Origin of the sequence: Allobosea sp. ASV33 (genome assembly GCF_016428755.1) — a bacterium.
Classification (GTDB): Bacteria; Pseudomonadota; Alphaproteobacteria; order Rhizobiales; family Beijerinckiaceae; genus Allobosea.
Genome location: NZ_JAELTI010000237.1, coordinates 1 through 392, shown reverse-complemented (window position 1 = coordinate 392; position 392 = coordinate 1). Strand labels below are relative to the sequence as shown.

Below are 392 nucleotides of genomic sequence, written 5' to 3'. Positions count from 1 at the left end.
TGGGCAAGGTCGCGCAAAAGCTCACGCCCGCGGACATCCAGGCCGTGGCGGCCTACTACGCCCGCCTGCATGGCGCCAGCCCCAGCCCCAGCACCGCAGCCACGGCCTCCGCGCCAGCCAAACCCTGATGGACCGGGAGCCGAACATGTCCGACACACAACCCACCCGCGCCTCTCAAAACTCCAATACCGCCGAGTACGTCGTCGTCGCCTGCCTGTTCGCCGGCCTGGCGGGCGCGCTCGCCTATGGCATGTACATCAGCCAGCCAGACATGCCACCTGCGCCGGCCCGCGTGGGCGCGGTCCCCGCTGCGGTTGCCACCGCAGCCAGGGCCTGTCTCTTATACACATCTCCGAGCCCACGAGACTCTAGGCGCGATCTCGTATGCCGTC

General features: G+C 68.6%; 1 protein-coding gene. It reads left to right on the top strand.

Annotated elements, in window-relative coordinates:
* Positions 1 to 145: 145 nt before the first annotated feature.
* Positions 146 to 392 (top strand): hypothetical protein (locus JHD80_RS27305; protein WP_199093733.1); only part of this gene is annotated, 247 nt, incomplete at its 3' end.